General features: G+C 66.2%; 11 protein-coding genes. 4 read left to right on the top strand and 7 right to left on the bottom strand.

The window, feature by feature from the left end; translation table 11 throughout:
- Nucleotides 1–293 precede the first annotated feature (293 nt).
- Together EYF70_RS01245 and EYF70_RS01240 are read left to right on the top strand one after the other, a co-directional pair.
- Nucleotides 294–3,686 carry an MHYT domain-containing protein gene (locus tag EYF70_RS01245; RefSeq protein WP_131143776.1) on the top strand — a complete coding sequence of 1,131 codons (3,393 nt, stop codon included), beginning with the start codon at nt 294–296 and terminating at the stop codon, nt 3,684–3,686.
- The gene (locus EYF70_RS01240; protein ID WP_131143775.1) at nt 3,683–4,693 is read left to right on the top strand and encodes a response regulator; all 1,011 of its coding nucleotides are present in this window, start codon (nt 3,683–3,685) and stop codon (nt 4,691–4,693) included. Before EYF70_RS01245 ends, EYF70_RS01240 begins: the two co-directional genes overlap by 4 nt.
- A 419-nt stretch (nt 4,694–5,112) precedes the next feature.
- Here EYF70_RS01240 and EYF70_RS01235 read toward each other — a convergent pair whose 3' ends face one another.
- The 7 genes from EYF70_RS01235 to EYF70_RS01205 all read right to left on the bottom strand — a co-directional run bounded on the left by EYF70_RS01235 (nt 5,113) and on the right by EYF70_RS01205 (nt 13,111).
- On the bottom strand, nt 5,113–6,231 hold the full coding sequence (locus EYF70_RS01235) for a glycosyltransferase family 4 protein (RefSeq protein ID WP_131143774.1): 1,119 nt from the start codon (nt 6,229–6,231) through the stop codon (nt 5,113–5,115).
- A 2-nt stretch (nt 6,232–6,233) separates the two neighbouring features.
- Nucleotides 6,234–7,367 (bottom strand): glycosyltransferase family 4 protein, encoded by a 1,134-nt coding sequence (locus EYF70_RS01230; protein ID WP_229420650.1) that lies wholly within the window; start codon nt 7,365–7,367, stop codon nt 6,234–6,236.
- A complete protein-coding gene (locus EYF70_RS01225) occupies nt 7,364–8,299 on the bottom strand; it encodes an NAD-dependent epimerase/dehydratase family protein (protein ID WP_131143772.1) in 936 nt (311 codons plus the stop codon). The genes EYF70_RS01230 and EYF70_RS01225 overlap by 4 nt, the downstream gene beginning before the upstream one ends.
- Before the next feature lies 1 nt (nt 8,300).
- The gene (gene gmd, locus EYF70_RS01220; protein ID WP_131143771.1) at nt 8,301–9,344 is read right to left on the bottom strand and encodes a GDP-mannose 4,6-dehydratase; all 1,044 of its coding nucleotides are present in this window, start codon (nt 9,342–9,344) and stop codon (nt 8,301–8,303) included.
- A gap of 102 nt (nt 9,345–9,446) precedes the next feature.
- Nucleotides 9,447–10,082: a PEP-CTERM sorting domain-containing protein gene (locus EYF70_RS01215; RefSeq protein ID WP_131143770.1), complete on the bottom strand. Its 636-nt coding sequence runs from the start codon at nt 10,080–10,082 to the stop codon at nt 9,447–9,449.
- A gap of 99 nt (nt 10,083–10,181) precedes the next feature.
- Nucleotides 10,182–10,634, bottom strand: coding sequence for a DUF2214 family protein (locus tag EYF70_RS01210; protein ID WP_131143769.1), 453 nt, complete (start codon nt 10,632–10,634; stop codon nt 10,182–10,184).
- Between the two features lie 158 nt (nt 10,635–10,792).
- Entirely contained in the window at nt 10,793–13,111 is a 2,319-nt protein-coding gene (locus EYF70_RS01205; protein ID WP_131143768.1) for an NADP-dependent malic enzyme, read from the bottom strand.
- Between the two features lie 348 nt (nt 13,112–13,459).
- Between EYF70_RS01205 and EYF70_RS01200 the strand changes: the two genes are divergently transcribed.
- Both EYF70_RS01200 and thiL read left to right on the top strand, forming a co-directional pair.
- The gene (locus EYF70_RS01200; protein ID WP_131143767.1) at nt 13,460–13,660 is read left to right on the top strand and encodes a hypothetical protein; all 201 of its coding nucleotides are present in this window, start codon (nt 13,460–13,462) and stop codon (nt 13,658–13,660) included.
- Between the two features lie 85 nt (nt 13,661–13,745).
- The gene (gene thiL, locus EYF70_RS01195; RefSeq protein ID WP_131143766.1) at nt 13,746–14,732 is read left to right on the top strand and encodes a thiamine-phosphate kinase; all 987 of its coding nucleotides are present in this window, start codon (nt 13,746–13,748) and stop codon (nt 14,730–14,732) included.
- Nucleotides 14,733–14,745: the final 13 nt, after the last annotated feature.

Genomic DNA, 14,745 nt, shown 5'->3' with positions numbered 1-14,745 from the left:
GGCCTGACCACTTTCGTCATGCTTGCCACCCGGTTTGCCGTCTGGCCTGGTACCCATCGACGGCTGGGACCGAACCCTGCGGCTTCCGGAATGCGCCGGCTGGTCATTACTTATTTGCAAGCGAACCGGTAACAATAAAACACGGGTCGCGATAAAAGCAAGGCAACGCTGTCGCCACCACGCAACATCACTCCCCGGCGCGGCGCGCTGGAACCGCATCTGACCCGCGCAAGTCCTTAATTTCCAAGGGGAAATTGTGCTACTGTACGGAAACTTCCAGTTTGCCTGCCACCATGAATCTATCCGCGCTGATCACTCTGTTCTCGCCGTCGGCCGACCCGTCGCTGCTGCAATACGGCATCTACGACGCACGGCTGGTCGCGCTGTCGGTCCTGATCGCGATCTTCGCTTCCTGGATGGGCCTGTACATTGCCGGCCACCAGGGCGCCACGCAGACCAAGGGCCTGCGCACCGCCGCCCTGCTGTCCGGCAGCCTGGCGCTCGGCGCCGGCATCTGGGCCATGCACTTCATCGGCATGCTGGCGTTCGACGTCTGCACCGGTACCCGGTACGAGCCGCTGCTGACCGGTCTGTCGCTGCTGCCGGGCATGGCCGCGTCGGCGGTGGCCCTGTCGATCACCCGGCGCGACCGCCTCACGCGCGGCACGCTGCTGCTGGGCGGCGTGCTGGTGGGCGCAGGTATCGGCGCCATGCACTACAGCGGCATGGCGGCCATGCAAACGGCGCTGACGCTGCGCTACGACCCGTGGATGTTCGCCCTGTCGATCGTGGTCGCGGTGGTGCTGGCAACGGTCGCGCTGGGCGTGCGCTTCGGCTTGCGCGTGCGCGCCCGGCAACTGTCGTCGCGCCAGCGGCTGGGCATCAGCGCCGTCGTGATGGGCTGCGCGATCGCCGGCATGCACTACACCGGCATGGCGGCGGCGCGCTTCATCGGTACGCCGCCCGCCGTCGCGCTGCCGGACGACACCGACGAGATGGCCCTCTCCGTCAGCGTGATCACGGTGCTGTTCACGCTGGCGGTGATGGCCGTGCAGGGCCTGCTGCGCTACCGCCAGATGTATCTGAGCCTGCTGCAGAGCGAAAGCTCGATGCACGCGCTGCTGACGACGACCGTCGATGGCGTCGTGACCATTGACCAGCAGGGCATCATCCGCGAATTCAATGCATCGGCCGAGCGCATCTTCGGCTGGCGCCGCGACGAGATCGTGGGACAGTCCGCCAGCATGCTGATGGCGGATCCGGAAGCGTCCGAACGGGACGGCCTGCTGCACCGTATCCGCAGCGGCGACATGCGCCCCGAGCGTACCGGCGAGGAAGTGATGGCCCGCCGCAAGGATGGCTCCGAAGTGCCGATCCGCAAGGCGCTGGGCCATGCGAAGCTGATCAACCGGAACCTGTATGTGCTGTTCGTTACCGATATCAGCGAGCGGCGCGCCATCATGCAGGCGCTGCGCGACAGCGAACGGCAGTTCCGTTCCCTGATCGGCAACATCCCGGGTATCTCGTTCCGCTGCCGGGTGGAAGCGGGCTACCCGCTGGAATTCATCAGCGACGGCGTGGAATGGGTCAGCGGCTACCCGGTGTCGGATTTCATCGGGCCGGACAAGACCCGCACCTTCGCCGAACTGATTTCGCCAGCCGACAAGGCGCGCGTGCTGGGCATCTTCAACCTGTGCGCATCGAACGGGCTGCCGTTCACGGTCGAACACCGTATCCGGCACGCGGACGGCAGCTGGCGCTGGGTATGGGCGCACGGTGCGCTGGTGCGCAACGACGACGGCACGCCATGCTGGCTCGATGGCGTGGTGCTCGACACCACCGAACGGCGCCAGATGGAAGAAGACCTGCGGCAGGCCAAGGAAAAGGCCGAGCAGGCCGCGGCGGCCCGCGCCACCTTCGTGGCCAACATGAGCCATGAGATCCGCACGCCGATGAATTCGATCCTGGGCTTTACCGACGTGCTGCTCGATACCGAGCTGAAGCCGGAACAGCGCGGCCACCTGGACACGGTGCGCAATGCCGGCCGCGCGCTGCTGCGCCTGTTGAACGAGATCCTCGATACCGCCAAGCTGGAAAAAGGCGCGGTGGAACTGGAACTGGCCGACTTCAACCTGCTGGCGCTGATCGACGAACTGTCGTCGACCTATAACACGACGGCCCGTGCCAAGGGGCTGGCGCTGAACATCGCCTTCGCGCCGGAGCTCTCGCCCTGGCTGCACGGCGATGAGCTGCGCATGCGCCAGGTGCTGACCAACCTGCTGGACAACGCGATCAAGTTCACCGCCGCCGGCGGCGTGACGCTGTCCGCGGCGCAGGAAGGCGACAAGCTGCGCATCGCCGTGAAGGATACCGGCATCGGCATCGCGCCGGACCGCCTGGCCGCGATCTTCGATCCCTTCACGCAGGCCGATGCCTCGATGACGCGCCGTTTCGGCGGTACCGGCCTGGGCACCACCATCAGCAAGCAGCTGGTCGAGCTGATGGGCGGACGCATCTGGGCCGAAAGCACGCCCGGCGAAGGCACCACGTTCCATGTGGTCCTGCCGCTGGTGCCGGCGCTGGCGCCGCAACAGGCGCTCGCGCCGCGCCACCGCCAGCGCGTGGCCTACGAGCTGCCGCCGCTGCGCGTGCTGGCCGCCGACGACGTGGCCCAGAACCTCGAACTGCTGGCGCTGCTGATGGGCAAGCGCGGCCACACGCTGACCCCCGCCCACGATGGCGGCCACGCGGCCGAGCTGGCGGCGCGGCAGGATTTCGACGTGATCCTGATGGACGTGCAGATGCCGAAGGTGGATGGCCTGGCCGCCACGCGGATGATCCGCGAAGAGGCGGCCCGCAACGGCCGCCCGCGCGTGCCGGTGGTGGCGATGACGGCCAGCGTGCTGGAAGCGCACCGCAAGGCCAGCACCGCGGCGGGCATGGATGGTTTCGCGTCCAAGCCGGTGGACTGGTATGCGCTGTCGCACGAGATCGCCCGCGTGCTGGGCCTGCAGCCGGTATGCGCCGTGGAACCGCTGCAGAAAGCCAGTGCCGCGCAGGTCCTGAACCGCGCCGCCGGCGCGCAGCGCTGGGGCGGCAACGCCGGGCAACACCAGCTGGCGCTGTGCCGCTTCGACCTGGACCATGCGCTCAGCGCGCGCCAGCTGGCGGCGCTGCAAGAAACCGGCGACAGCGCGGGCCTGCAGGCCCAGGCGCACCGGGTACGCGGCGTGGCCGCCAACCTGGGTCTGGAACAGCTGGCGGCCACGCTGGCCGGGATCGAGAAGGCCGCCGCGGCGGGCCGCGATGAACTGGCGACGAGCATGCCGCCGCTGCTGGCGCGTTATGCGGAAGAACTCGGGCAGGCGCTGGAAGCCGTGCGCACGCAGGCCTGCCCCGATCCCGAAGCGCCGTCCTGCGTCGCCGCACCTACCGGCGTGGCGGCGCCGTTCGATGCCGCCGCGGTGCGCGCGGCGGCGGAAGCGCTGCAACGCTCGCTGGCGCGCGGCGCGCTCGACGATGCCGCACTGGCCAGCCTGTCGCAGGCGATGCACGGCCACGTGCCGCCCGCCATGCTGGCGCCGCTGCAGATGGCGATCGACGACTTCGACTTTACCTTGGCCGAGACCAGGCTGGCGACGATGCTGGAAACGGTTCTTGGCACCGATATGGAAACCACCCCATGAAACAGAATGCCAGACTGCCACTGATCCTTGCCGTGGACGACGAGGCAAGCAACCTGCAACTGCTGCGCCAGATCCTGCAGGACCATTACCGGCTCCTGTTCGCGAAGGACGGCGCCCGCGCGCTCGAACTGGCGCGCCAGGAGCATCCCGACCTGATCCTGCTCGATGTGATGATGCCCGGCATGACCGGCCACGAAGCGTGCCGCACGCTGAAGGCCGACCCGGCGACCGCGGCGATCCCGGTCATCTTCGTGACCGCGCTGTCCGACCAGGACGACGAGGTACGCGGCTTTGACATGGGCGCGGTGGATTACATCACCAAGCCGGTCAGCGCTCCGATCGTGCGGGCACGGGTGCGCACGCACCTGTCGCTGGTGCGGATGGATGAACTGAAGGACAGCCGCCTGCAGATCGTGCAGCGCCTCGGCCTGGCGTCCGAGTACAAGGACAACGAGACCGGCATGCACGTGATCCGCATGAGCCACTATGCGCGCCTGCTGGGCATCGCGGCGGGCATGAGCGAGGCGCAGGCCGACGACCTGCTGCACGCCGCGCCGATGCACGACGTGGGCAAGATCGGCATTCCCGACCGCATCCTGCAAAAGCCCGGCCCGCTCGATCCGGACGAATGGGCCATCATGAAATCGCACGCCACGATCGGCGCCGACATCATCGGCGACCACCCGCACGGCATGCTGAAACTGGCGCGCAATATCGCCCTGTCGCACCACGAGAAATGGGATGGCAGCGGTTACCCTGGGGGGCTGGCCGGCGAGGCGATCCCGCTCGAGGGCCGCATCTGCGCGATCGCCGACGTGTTCGATGCGCTGACGTCGGAGCGCCCGTACAAGAAGGCCTGGCTGGTGCAGGACGCGGTGGAATTCCTGCTCAAGCAGCGCGGCGCGCACTTCGACCCGCGCCTGGTGGACCTGTTCGTGGAACAGTTGCCGGCGATTTTGGCGATCAAGGAGAAGTGGGCGGAGACGCCACTTGGGGCCGCCGCTTGATGTTCGTGGAGGACGTGGCGTGTGGCCGGGCGTGGGGCTGGTATTGAAACGTTGAGCGCAGCGGAGAACCGGTGTCCAAATTAATGCCGTTAAGTAAGCATTGCCTGACACATTGAAAGCGCATGCATTCACCCCAACAGCGAAGGGCTGGGGTCAGACCCGCCGGGTCTGACCCCGGAATCTGCACTTGGGGTGGCTTGCCTAAGCAGCACTAGTATCGGACACCGGTCTTCACCTCAAGCGGTGCTGTTCCAAGCGGTAGCCGCGATGCCGCGACAGAAACTGGTGAACTCCCACCATCGCCCCGTTGTTGCGCTGCACGTTCGGGAATTTGCAGACCGTGACAGTGGCAGGGAGTCCGGTATCCATATTAGCGACGCATCAGCTCGCTGCATTGATCCAAGTCAAACGACTCGACGCTATGTAGATTTTTTTGCAACATCACAATACAGCTCGGCATAATTGGCGGCCATTTTTTCCGACGTAAACAGCGCGGCATAGCGCTCGCCGGCACGCTGCCCCATTGCCTGCGCCAGCGCCGGATCTTCCCACAGCGTGCGCATCGCGTTGCCGAACGCGGCCGGGTCGCTGGGCGGTACCACCAGGCCCGTCTCGCCATCGATATTGATGTAGCTGGTGCCCGTGCCGATCTCGCTGGAGATCATCGGCTTGCCGAACATCGCCCCTTCCAGCAGCGAAATGCCGAATGCCTCGGAACGCAGGTGCGAGGGGAATGCCAGCGCATAGCACAGCGTCAGCAGCGCCACCTTGTCCTGTTCGTCGACGGCGCCGAGGAAACGCACGTGCTTCAGGCCGAGGCGCCGCGCGTGTTCCTTCAACTCGTTCTCGATCGGCCCGGCGCCGACGATCACCACCGGGTATTCGCAGCGCGCCAGCGCGTCGAGCAGGATGTGCAGGCCCTTGTAGTAGCGCAGCACGCCGACGAACAGGAAGAAGCGTTCGCCCACTTCGGCGCGCCAGTGCGCCAGCCTTTCGGGCGTCGGCCGCGGATAGGTGTCGCGGTCCAGGCCGAACGGGATCGCCCGCACCTTGTCGCCATAGCGGCGCAGCACGTCGGACGAGGCAAAATAGTTCGGCGAGGTGGCGACGATGCCGTCCACATTGGCCAGGAAGCGGTGCATCAGCGGCGAATATAGCTTCAGCAGGGTTTTCTGCCGCACGATGTCGGAATGGTAGGTGACCACCGACGGTTTCTTCACCCGCGCGAGGAAGTGCGCCAGGTCGCCGAACGGCCACGGGAAGTGGTAGTGCACCACGTCGGCCGTGCGCGCCAGTTCCGCCAGCCTGCGGATGGCGGCAAACGACATCGCGTTCGAGGCGATCTCGATATCCTGCGGCACGCGGTGCACCACGTGGCCGTCGATCTCCATGCGCGCCGGGCCGCCGTTGCGCGTCAGCGTCAGCACGTCATTGGTGATGCCCAGGCGCGCCGTGCCCACGCACATCTGGCGGATCGCCTGTTCCACGCCGCCCCACGAATCGGGGTAATACGTCTTGTAGAAATGCAGAACGCGCATCGTCAGCCCTTCAGCACCGATTCATACACGGCGGCCGTCTTGCGCGCCGTTTCGCGCCATGTCAGCTGCACCGCGCGCGCCCTGCCGGCGGCGATGCAGCGCCGCCGCAAGGCTTCGTCGCGCGCCAGTTCCAGCATCGCCGCGCCGATCGCGCCGACCGACAGCGGATCGACATCGATCGCCGCGCCGCCCGTCACTTCCGGCACCGACGTGGCGTTCGATGCCACCACCGGCACGCCGGAGGCGAACGCCTCCACCACCGGGATGCCGAAGCCTTCATACAGCGACGGGAACACGAAGACGCCCGCCCCCGCGTACACATGGCGCAGTGCCTCGCTGCTGGTCAGGCGGCTGAGCCACACCACGTTTTCGCCGCGCTGCTGCGCGGCCTTGATCTGGTCGACCAGCTCGTTGCTGCGCGCCCCCGCCGCGCCCACGATCACCAGCTGGCGCAGCGAGCGCACGCTGGCCGGCAGGCCGAGATAGGCCTGCAGCAGCGCACCGATGTTCTTGCGCGGCTGCAGCGTGCCGACGGTGAGGAAATACCCGGGGCGCAGGCCATGCTCCGCCAGCGTGGCGGCGACCAGGGCCGGGTCGGGCGCATCGAGCCATTCCTCGTCGACACCGCACGGCACCACGCTGATGCGGCGCTCGTCGACCCCGAAGCACTGCACCAGTTCGGCGATCGTGTAGCGGGTGTGGGCGATCACGTGATCGGCCTTGCGCGCGGCCTTCGCCTGCAGCCAGTTCTTCACGCCGCGCAGGCGGGGGTTGCACCATTCGGGGTGCGAGATCGGCAGCGCGTCGTGCAGCGTGGCGACGATCGGCCGGTCGATCCGCACGATGCGGTAATCGGTCGCGTGGAACAGGTCGACGTCGAGGTGATCGCGCGCGAATGAGCCGGGCAATGAGCCGGGCAAAACCAGGTCGCGCAGGGTCGCCAGCGGGAATGGGCGCGGCATCGGGCGGCCGACCGACAGCCGCGCCGCCGGGCCGAACGAGCGGGCGTCGACGGCCACGCCGGCACGCGGCAGCTCGCGCAGCAGTGCGCGGCTGTAGATGCCGATTCCGTCGAGGTGGCCGCCGGTCAGGGCAGGTTCGGTGGTGGTGGCGGAAAGGCCGACTTTCAGTGTCACGCCTCGTACATCCAGCGCAAGGTGTGCTCCAGCGGCGGTGGATCGATCGCGCCGACCACGGCCTGCAGGCGCGTGTTGTCGCCGGTCAGGCGCACCACTTCATTGGCGCGCACGAAGGCCGGGTTGACGTGCACATCGATCCGGTAGCCGGCGATGGCGCCCATCATGTCGAGCGCCTCGCCCAGCGAATAAGCCTTGCCGGAGCAGATGTTGAAGGTCTTGCCGATGGCGGCCGGCCCGGCGGCGAGCAGGTGGCGGTAGCTGGCGGCCACCACGCGCACGTCGGAAAAATCGCGCCAGACGTGCAGGTTGCCCAGCTCGATGCGCGCCTCGCGGCGGCGGAAATGCGCGACGATCTTCGGCAGCAGGAAGTTCTCGGCCTGGCCCACGCCGGTGTAGTTGAAGGGCCGCACGAAGATCAGCGGCAGCCGGTCCATCCACAGGCGCGCCATGTATTCCATGGCCAGCTTGCTGACGGCGTAGTCGTTGGCGGGAGCGGCCGGCGTCTCCTCGCCGATCACGCCGGCGTCGGCGTTGCCGTAGATGTTGGCGGACGATGCCAGCAGCACGGCCGTCGGCTTCTTCGGCGCGCTCGCCAGCGCTTCGAGCAGGTTGCGCGTGCCCATCACGTTGACGCGGTAGATCTGCTCGACATCGCTGTGCGCGACGAAGGCGATGGCGGCCAGGTGCACCACCACGTCCGGCTGCAGCGAATGCACGGCGGCAGCCAGCGCGGCACGGTCGGCCAGGTCGACGGCCACCGTTTCCGGCCCGTGTTCGCTGCCCGGGCTGGCCAGGCCGAACACTTCATATCCGGCGGCGCGCAGTTCCTGTGCCACGTAGCGCCCGGTGAAGCCGGCGATGCCGGTCACCAGTGCGCGCTTGCCGGCACCCTCGCGCGTGGGGGACAGCAACTGCAGTGCCGCAGCCATGTCAGAACGAGAAGCCGGCGGTGTTGCGGCGCAGGTCGGCCTCGACCATCATCTGGCACAGCTGTTCCAGCGTGGTCTTCGGTTCCCAGCCCAGTTCGGCCCTTGCCTTGCTGGCATCGCCGATCAGCAGGTCCACTTCGGCCGGGCGGTAGAATTTCGGGCTCACGCGCACCAGCACCTTGCCGGTCTGCGCGTCATGTCCCGTTTCGTTTTCCGCGCTGCCCTGCCATTCGATCGCGATGTCGACGGCCTTGAAGGCCATCGTCACGAAATCGCGCACGGTCTCGGTGCGGTTGGTGGCCAGCACATAGGTATCCGGCTGGTCGGCCTGCAGGATGCGCCACATGCCTTCCACGTATTCCTTGGCGAAGCCCCAGTCGCGCTTGGCATCCATATTGCCCAGTTCCAGTACGTCGAGCTTGCCCAGCTTGATCTTGGCGACCGAGTCGGTGATCTTGCGGGTGACGAATTCGCGCCCGCGCAGCGGCGATTCGTGGTTGAACAGGATGCCGGAGGAGCCGAAGATGCCGTACGACTCGCGGTAGTTCACGGTCATCCAGTGTGCATACAGCTTGGCCACGCCATACGGGCTGCGCGGATAGAACGGCGTGTCTTCCTTCTGCGGAATGGCCTGTACCTTGCCGAACATTTCCGAGGTGGATGCCTGGTAGAAGCGGATCTTCGGATCGACGATGCGGATCGCCTCGAGCAGGTTGACGGCGCCGATACCCGTGATCTCGGCCGTCGTGACCGGCTGTTCGAACGACACACCGACGAAGCTTTGCGCCGCCAGGTTGTAGATTTCATGGAAGCGGCCGTTCTGCAGCAGGCGGATCGACGACGACAGGTCGGTCAGGTCGTGCTCGACCAGCTTCAGGTTCGGGTGGTTCTGGATACCCAGCTCTTCGATGCGCCAGAAGTTGACGGAGCTGGTGCGGCGGAACGTGCCGGTGACTTCATACCCCTTCTCGAGCAGCAGTTGCGCGAGGTATGCGCCGTCCTGACCGGAAATGCCCGTGACCAGGGCGCGTTTCATGTTTTGCATAATGATCGAATGTCGAGAAGGTTGAAAGAAGCCCGATATTGTAACAGAGGCATGACAATGACCCGCCCGCGGGCACAGGCGGATTACATCAATTACATCTTGTTACAGCGAAACATTTCGCCGGCGCCGGCTGGCCAGTGCGACGACCGCGAGCCCGGCTGGCAACAGCAGCATGGCCGAGGGTTCGGGCACTGGTGGCGGCGGACTGATCGTGAAGGTGGTTTCCGCGGTCCACGCGAAGCGCTCTTCCCACGAGGTGAACGGACCGTAGCGGCCACTGCCAAAGCTGACCCCGGTGTTCACCCCGCCATACCACCCGCTTTCGAATTCGTCGGTGCCGGAGTAGCCGACGGCAAAATCCAGGTTCCCGTTCAAGGCGTAGGTAAATCGGACGACTCCGCAGCTAAGATAGGGGCTGGGGTCAGCCACGCAGCCGCCTCCGGCGGGAGCGATATAGGTCTGGTTATAGGCCGACAACATCGTCAGTTCGTCAGCGGAGATGACGCCGTCGTGATTGCCGTCCGCGCCGGAGAACGAGCCGGTCAGGCGCTCTTCCGGCAGGAACTCGCCGGTCGCGGTATCGATGAATCCCTGGTACGCAAACTGCCAGGTGGTCTCCTGAGCATGGGCGCAGGCAGCACCCGCCGCCAGCACGGCGGCACACATCCAGTCTTTTCGCATTGTTTCCTCCAGGATGAAAGTAATGAAGATGACATTGCCGATGACCCGGCAGGTCATTCTTGCAAAAAAAACAGTGCTTGGGTGGGAGTGCAGATTGGAAGGAATGACCGGCCAGCGATGGCGCGAGACGGATGAAACGTCCCGCCTGCGGATGGCTCAGTAACCGATCCCGCGCGCCATCATCGCGGCCGCAATCGGGATCAGCGCGAACACATGGATCTCGGCCAGCTTGCGCCGGCGCACAGCACCCAGGTCATCGGCCGGCGGCGTGAATGCCGCATCGGCCTTCAGCGATTTCTGCCAGGCCAGGATGCGCACGGTCGGCTTGATCGACAGGATGCCGACCACGGCGAACGCACCCACTTTCACCCAGAAGACCGGATTGTCGACATAGAACGCCGCGCCTTTCGGGCCATGGAAGACCCGGCCGAAGCCGGCCACCAGGATCGCCAGCGCCAGCGCACCGTAGACCGTATCGAAGCGCCCCAGCAGTTTCACGGTGTGCGGCGACATCGCCGCGGGCCGCAGCAATGCCAGCTCCGCCGCCAGGACGGCGGCGATACCGAACACGATCAGGTGGTGGACGATAGCAAGGATGAGGTCGCTCATGGTGCCGACAATGTAGCGCCAGCACCCAGCCAATGTCAAAACACATGCTGTTGTAAAAATGTCTTTCTCAAAACCGGGGACAGTCCCCGAATCCTGGCAACAGCGGAGGCGAAAAAAAAGCCGCCTTGCGGCGGCTTTGCGGGGAGTCGACCCGGTAATCAGTTGTTGCGCTGGGCGACCACGTCGACCACGCACAGCGCTGTCATGTTGACGATGCGGCGCACAGTGGCCGAAGGGGTCAGGATGTGCACCGGCGCGGCGCAGCCCAGCAGGATCGGGCCGATCGCGATGCCGTTGCCGGCCGCCGTCTTGACCAGGTTGTAGGCGATGTTGGCGGACTCGATGTTCGGCGCCACCAGCAGGTTCGCGTCGCGCTGCAGGGTGGAATCCGGCATCAGCTTCTTGCGCAGCTTCGAGTCGAGCGCCGTGTCGCCGTGCATTTCGCCATCGACTTCCAGGTCCGGCGCGCGTTCCTTGATCAGCGCCAGCGCGGCGCGCATCTTTTGCGCGGACTCGTTGTTGGACGAGCCGAAGTTCGAGTGCGACAGCAGCGCGGCCGATGGGTGCAGGCCGAAGCGGCGCATCTCTTCGGCGGCCATGATGGTGATCTCGGCCAGCTGCTCGGCGGTCGGGTTTTCGTTGACGTGCGTGTCGACCATCACGAGCTGCCGCTCCGGCAGCACCAGCACGTTCATCGCCGCGTACACGTTGGCGCCCGGGCGCTTGCCCAGCACCTGGTCGATGTAGTGCAGGTGCAGCTGGGTGGTGCCGAAGGTGCCGCAGATCATGCCGTCGGCATCGCCCTTCTTGATCATCATCGCGCCGATCAGGCTGTGGCGGCGGCGCATTTCCAGCTTGGCGTATTCCTCCGTCACGCCCTTGCGCTTGGCGAGGTTGTAATACGACGTCCAGTAATCGCGGTAACGGTCGTCGTAATCGGGATTGATCACGTCGAAGTCCACGCCCTGCTTCAGGCGCAGGCCGAATTTCTGGATGCGCGATTCCAGCACGGCCGGGCGGCCGACCAGGATCGGGCGCGCCAGGCGCTCGTCGACCACCACCTGCACGGCACGCAGCACGCGCTCTTCCTCGCCCTCGGCGTAGACGATGCGCTTGGTGTCCGGGCTGGTGATCTTGGCCTGCGCGAACAGCGGCTTCATGAACGTGCCGCTGCGGTAGACGAATTGCTGCAGGCTGTCGGCGTAGGCTTCCAGGTCCTTGATCGGACGCGTGGCAACGCCGGACTCCTCGGCGGCCTTGGCCACCGCCGGCGCGATCTTGATCAGCAGGCGCGGATCGAACGGCATCGGGATCAGGTACTCGGGGCCGAACGACAGGTTGGTGAAGCCATACGTGGTGGCCACCACGTCCGACTGCTCGGCGTGCGCCAGGTCGGCGATCGCGTGCACCACGGCGATTTCCATTTCACGCGTGATCGTGCTGGCGCCGCAATCGAGCGCGCCGCGGAAGATGTACGGGAAGCACAGCACGTTATTGACCTGGTTCGGGTAATCCGAACGGCCGGTGCAGATGACGGCGTCGTCGCGCACGGCTTTCACGTCTTCCGGCAGGATTTCCGGGTTCGGGTTGGCCAGTGCCAGGATGATCGGGCGTGCCGCCATGCGCTTGACCATGTCCTGCTTGAGCACGCCACCGGCGGACAGCCCCAGGAAGATGTCGGCATCGCCGATCACTTCACCGAGCGTGCGCGCCGTGGTGTCGCGGGCGAAGCGTTCCTTGTCCGGGTCCATCAGTTCGGTGCGGCCCTGGTAGACCACGCCGGCCAGGTCGGTCACGAAGATGTTCTCGATCGGGAAGCCCAGGTCGACGATCAGGTCCAGGCAGGCCAGCGCGGCCGCGCCGGCGCCGGACACCACCAGCTTGCATTCCTTGATGTTCTTGCCGACCAGGCTGATGCCGTTCAGGATCGCCGCGCCGACGATGATCGCGGTGCCGTGCTGGTCATCGTGGAAGACGGGGATCTTCATCCGCTTGCGCAGTTCGCGCTCGATGTAGAAGCACTCTGGCGCCTTGATGTCTTCCAGGTTCACGCCGCCGAATGTGGGTTCCAGTGCGGCGATGATGTCGATCAGCTTGTCCGGATCCTGTTCGTTGATTTCGATATCGAACACGTCGATGCCGGCGAACTTCTTGAACAGCACGCCCTTGCCTTCCATGACCGGCTTGGACGCCAGCGCGCCGATATTGCCCAGGCCCAGCACGGCGGTGCCGTTCGAGATCACGGCCACCAGGTTGCCGCGCGCAGTGTACTTGTAGGCGGCCGCCGGATCGACGACGATTTCCTCGCAGGGCGCGGCCACGCCCGGCGAATACGCCAGGGCCAGGTCGCGCTGGTTCGTCAATGTCTTGGTCGGGGTCACACTGATCTTGCCCGGCCGCGGAAACTCGTGGTACTCGAGCGCCGCCAGACGCAGTTGTTGCCGCAATTCCTCTTTCTTGTCAGATGACGAATCCATTGCTGCTGCCTTCCTGTGCTGTCTGAAATCCTTTGATTCTAGCAGACCGCATTCCCGGCCAAAGTAGGTATTTTTACCAACGGTTCTGTCAAGACCGAATTTTATATGGTACGTATGGGCAAAACGCCCTGTTCCTATCGGAATGCCCGCGCAGGGCAGGCCCGCCAGCTTCGGGTTTACCGGTAGTACGTTCAGTAAATATCCATGACATCGAGCACGGGCCCAGGCGCCTCGCGGCGACCAGCGGCGGCTAGCGGCTTGAAATTAACAAAGATTTAACAAAAAACTTTACACCAGGCAAATTGCCTTCTAGACTACGCGCATCTCAATCCCTGGAAAGGCCTCGGCATGCGTGCCCTGCTCTGGCGTACGTGTTCCCGCGTGGCGGGCGTGGTGTTTCCGGTCTCCACGGTCGCGCTGTTCTTCACGCCGCAAAAGTCCGAATGGGAGCTGGCCTTGTCGGCCACCGCCCTCACGGCCGGCGGCGCATGGATCTATGCGCGCGGCCGGCCGCGGCGCATCATGGCGCGGGCGATGCGCCGTCGTTAACTCGGATGCCTGTGCCGGATGCCTGTGCCGGACGTCCGTCGCCGGCAGCCGCTTCCAGGACATTGCATGCCGTTACAATGGCGGCATGCTCTCCGAATTCGACCTGATCAAACAGTATTTCGTGCGCCCCGCGCGCGCCGCCAAGGCCCAGCTGGGCATCGGCGACGATTGCGCGCTGCTGGGCCTCGCGCCCGGCCGGTCGTTCGCGATCTCTTCCGACATGCTGGTGGAAGGCCGCCATTTCTTCGCCGGCGAGGATCCGTACCGCCTCGGCCATAAAAGCCTGGCCGTGAACCTGTCCGACCTGGCGGCGATGGGCGCGCAGCCGGCCGGCTTCACGCTGGCGCTGGCCCTGCCCGCCGCCGACCGCGACTGGCTGGCCGGCTTTTCCGCCGGGCTGTTCGCGCTGGCCGATGCGCACGACTGCGAACTGATCGGTGGCGACACCACCAAGGGCCCGCTCAATATCTGCATCACCGTGTTCGGCGAAGTGGCGCAAGGCCAGGCGCTGCGCCGCGACGCGGCCCAGCCCGGCGACGATATCTGGGTGTCCGGCACGCTGGGCGATGCGCGCCTGGCCCTGGCCGGCCTGCGCGGCGAAGTGGCGCTCGCGCCGGAGGCGCAGCAACTGGCCGGGACGCGCCTGCATCTGCCCACCCCGCGCGTGGCGCTGGGCCGCCTGCTGGCCGAGCGCGGCCTGGCACGCGCCGCGATCGACATTTCCGACGGCCTGGTGGGCGACCTCGGCCACATCCTGGAGCGCTCCGGCGTCGGCGCCACGATCGATATCGATGCGCTGCCCGCCGGCCCCGCCCTGGCCATGTCCCCAGCCGCCCAGGACGTCACGCTGCGCCGCGCCTGCACGGCAGCCGGGGGCGACGACTACGAGCTGTGCTTCACTGCCGCGCCGGCGCAGCGGGCCGCCATCCTGGCCGCCGGCGCGGCGTGCGGCACGCCGGTCACGCGCGTAGGCCGCATCGACGCCTCGCCCGGCCTGCAACTGACGGATGGCCAGGGCGCGCCGCTCGAACTGCGGCTGGCCGGCTTCGATCACTTCGGCACCGGCAAGTAGCGTCGGTTGCGTC

The sequence above is a fragment of the Pseudoduganella albidiflava genome (genome assembly GCF_004322755.1).
GTDB classification, from domain to species: domain Bacteria; phylum Pseudomonadota; class Gammaproteobacteria; order Burkholderiales; family Burkholderiaceae_D; genus Rugamonas; species Rugamonas albidiflava.
This window is presented reverse-complemented; position numbering and strand designations above follow the sequence as displayed.

Coding starts and splice junctions, on each gene's coding strand:
- EYF70_RS01245 (WP_131143776.1), top strand. CDS start 294: ATGAATCTATCCGCGCTGATCACTCTGTTCTCGCCGTCGGCCGACCCG.
- EYF70_RS01240 (WP_131143775.1), top strand. CDS start 3,683: ATGAAACAGAATGCCAGACTGCCACTGATCCTTGCCGTGGACGACGAG.
- EYF70_RS01235 (WP_131143774.1), bottom strand. CDS start 6,231: ATGCGCGTTCTGCATTTCTACAAGACGTATTACCCCGATTCGTGGGGC.
- EYF70_RS01225 (WP_131143772.1), bottom strand. CDS start 8,299: ATGGCTGCGGCACTGCAGTTGCTGTCCCCCACGCGCGAGGGTGCCGGC.
- gmd (WP_131143771.1), bottom strand. CDS start 9,344: ATGCAAAACATGAAACGCGCCCTGGTCACGGGCATTTCCGGTCAGGAC.
- EYF70_RS01215 (WP_131143770.1), bottom strand. CDS start 10,082: ATGACCTGCCGGGTCATCGGCAATGTCATCTTCATTACTTTCATCCTG.
- EYF70_RS01210 (WP_131143769.1), bottom strand. CDS start 10,634: ATGAGCGACCTCATCCTTGCTATCGTCCACCACCTGATCGTGTTCGGT.
- EYF70_RS01205 (WP_131143768.1), bottom strand. CDS start 13,111: ATGGATTCGTCATCTGACAAGAAAGAGGAATTGCGGCAACAACTGCGT.
- EYF70_RS01200 (WP_131143767.1), top strand. CDS start 13,460: ATGCGTGCCCTGCTCTGGCGTACGTGTTCCCGCGTGGCGGGCGTGGTG.
- thiL (WP_131143766.1), top strand. CDS start 13,746: ATGCTCTCCGAATTCGACCTGATCAAACAGTATTTCGTGCGCCCCGCG.